The organism is Craterilacuibacter sp. (genome assembly GCF_051659485.1).
Lineage (GTDB): Bacteria > Pseudomonadota > Gammaproteobacteria > Burkholderiales > Chromobacteriaceae > Craterilacuibacter.
This window is the reverse complement of the sequence record NZ_JBOFOO010000338.1, coordinates 1-2,940: the sequence shown is the minus strand read 5'-3', so window position 1 is coordinate 2,940 and position 2,940 is coordinate 1. Positions and strand designations below refer to the sequence as shown.

The following is a 2,940-nucleotide window of genomic DNA, read 5'->3' as shown; positions in this document are numbered from 1 at the left end:
GGCCATACTGTTCGTTTTTATCCCGCGGGCGACCGCCACTCCACAACACTTGCCAACCCGGCTCGGCCAAGCCCTCTTCGCGGGTACGCACCACCAGTTGCCAGTCACACGGCACCGCAGCATCAACCGGATGAGGTTTGAGCGTCAGGCCGGCGTAGTACTGCCAGCTCAGGCGTGCCATGCGGTTATTGTCTGCTGTGGCCACACACTGCACATTATCCGGCAGCGCTGCCATCATCTGCGCCACCACCGGGCGGTAGCTTTTGGCCGCATCCAGCCACGGCAACCACAAGCTCATACCCAGCCCCCAGAACAGCGTAATCCCGGCCGCCCAGTTGGTGACCGCCTGACGCCCGCGCAAATGGCGGCGCGTCACCGCCCACAACCAGCAAAGCGTTGCCAGCATGGCAAAACCGGCCGCCAGCAAGGAGATATGCGGTGTGTAGTAAGGACTGAAATAATGGGCGCGCCCAGCCAGCCGCTCAGGCCAGCCATAGTTCATCGCCAGCCAGCCCAGCCAGACTAAAAGCCCGAACAAGCCGAAAGTCATCAAACCGAACCAGTTAAGGAAAGCCGCCGCGCCACGGCGCAGGGTGTCCAGTTCGGCAGCGGCCAGAATCGCCAGCGGCAGCAATAAAGGCATGGCCGACTCGCTGGACTGGCGGCTGGACAGGGTCAACACCAGCATGGTGACGGCAAAAGCCAGCAGAGGGAGTTGTATCCGTGGCTGGTCGAAACGGCGCGCACGATACAAGGTCCACACGGCAAGCGGCCAGGCCGGAAAAGCGTACCACAGTACGGTTTTGGGATAGTAACCCGGCTCATGAAAGAAGCTAAGCTGGCCAAAGCCATTAAAGGGACCCAGCGCAAACTGATCCAGCCACAACTTGAACGCCAGCGGATGTCCATCCATAAAGCCGACCAGCCATAGCGCACTAAGCGGCAGCGCAATCAGCAAACCCATCGCCAGCGTAATGGCATGGCGCTTACTGCGCCATGCAGCAAACACCGGCAAAGCCAGCGCGACCAGCCACACCAGCGCGACTTCCAGCACACTCGTCGCCAGCAATAGCCAGACACTGGCCAGACCCAGCACAGCACCGCCCAAAGCGGGCGCACGCAGCGCTAGCGTCAGCGCATAAAACGCAGCCGCAAAGCCGGTAAAACCGGCCACCACCGGGTTCATCTCGTGACCGGTGACGATCAGACCGAAACAACCGATCATAATCAGGACGACACTGCGGCCATGGCGTCGCCCTATCAGCTCGCGCCCGGCGCCGCCGGCAAAGGCGAGTCCCGCCGCCATGCAAAACGGCGTGGCCAGACGGATGGCATCATGCAGCGGCATGAGCCACGGAGAAAATAGCTTGGCAAAGACAGCGCCCAGCCAGTAATACAGCGGTGCATCGCGTAAAAAAGCCTGACCATCGAGCGCGGGAACCAGATAATTACCGGTAGCCAGCATCTCTTGCACCACAGCGGTCACCCACGGCTCGTCCGGCCGCCACGGGTCATGCCCGAGTATGCCCGGCCACAGCCAGATAAAGGTCAGCAACAGCAATAGCCACGGCCGCTCGGTCGGCACTTGTGCCGTATGGTCTTGATTCGGGGTATAGGTCAGCATTTGCGAGCCTGGCCAAGGGAGGAATGAAAAGGCCGTCAGCTTAACAGAAAATGAAAAAGGCAGCCGAGGCTGCCTTTTTTGCATACATTCTGCCAGCGATTAACGCTTGTAGAAGTTGCTGAATCTCTGGTTGAAGCGGTCAACGCGACCCGCGGTGTCAACGATCTTCTGCTTGCCGGTGTAGAACGGGTGGCAATGCGAGCAAACTTCAATCGCGAACGCGTCCTTGGCCATGGTGGACTGGGTGGTGAACTGGTTGCCGCAAGAGCAAGTTACGGACAACGCTTTGTAATTCGGGTGAATTTCTTTTTTCATCATATTTCCTTGGGTTGCGGGTACAGGGGTTTTGCCTGCACTGCTTGGAGAAAGCGGGAATTATCCGCGCTTTAACTAAGCTTGACAAGCCTTGCACGATAACCAAGCCACCATGCAAGGCCAAAAGAGTTTAAGCACGCCGCCAGCTGGTGATGCCGGCACTGTCTTCCAGCACGATACCCTTGGCGGACAGTTCATCACGGATGCGGTCGGACTCGGCCCAGTTTTTCGCCGCACGCGCATCGCGCCGCGCCACGATCAGCGCCTCGATCGCCTCGGCCGAGATATCTTCCTCGCCGACTCCGCCTTGCAGGAAAGCCTCGGGCTCGCGCTGCAGCAGGCCCAGCAAACCGGCCAGATCCTTCATCAGGCGCGCAAGCGTTACATCCTTGCTCTTATTGACTTCACCGGCCAGCTCGAACAGCACCGCCACCGCTTCCGAAGTATTGAAGTCGTCATCCATCGCCGCCTTGAAGCGTGCGGCATAGGGATGACACCAGTCGATAGCGGTAGAGGCCGGCAGATCCAGATCGCGCAAGGCGGTGTACAGGCGGGTCAGCCCCTGGCGTGCATCGTGCAGAATGCCGTCGGTGAAGTTGACCGGGCTGCGATAATGGCTACGCACGATAAAGAAACGCACCACCTCGCCATCGAAATGCTGCAACACATCGCGGATGGTAAAGAAGTTGCCCAGACTCTTGGACATTTTGGTGCCATCGACGTTGATAAAGCCGTTATGCAGCCAGTAGTTGACGTACTGGTGGCCATGCGCGCCCTCGGACTGGGCAATTTCGTTTTCGTGGTGCGGGAATTGCAGGTCTTCGCCACCGCCGTGGATATCGAAATGCTCGCCCAGATGGAAGCAGCTCATCACCGAGCATTCGATATGCCAGCCCGGACGTCCCTCGCCCCAGGGACTGGCCCAGAACGGCTCGCCCGGCTTGGCCGATTTCCACAACACGAAGTCCATCGGGTCGCGTTTAAAGGGGTCAACCTCGATA

Annotated in this window: 3 protein-coding genes; all 3 read right to left on the bottom strand. The window is 59.3% G+C overall.

Annotation, left to right across the window (positions count from 1 at the left end; translation table 11 throughout):
• Positions 1-1,624 (bottom strand): ArnT family glycosyltransferase (locus ACRC1E_RS11570; protein WP_438515246.1); only part of this gene is annotated, 1,624 nt, incomplete at its 3' end.
• 99 nt (positions 1,625-1,723) lie between these two features.
• Positions 1,724-1,939, bottom strand: coding sequence for a 50S ribosomal protein L31 (rpmE, locus tag ACRC1E_RS11565; protein ID WP_438515245.1), 216 nt, complete (start codon positions 1,937-1,939; stop codon positions 1,724-1,726).
• A gap of 130 nt (positions 1,940-2,069) precedes the next feature.
• The coding region (locus ACRC1E_RS11560) for a cysteine--tRNA ligase (RefSeq protein ID WP_438515244.1) at positions 2,070-2,940 on the bottom strand (871 nt) is incomplete at its 5' end.

Excerpts from the sequence above, each read along its gene's own strand:
- rpmE (WP_438515245.1), bottom strand. The coding sequence starts at position 1,939 with ATGAAAAAAGAAATTCACCCGAATTACAAAGCGTTGTCCGTAACTTGC.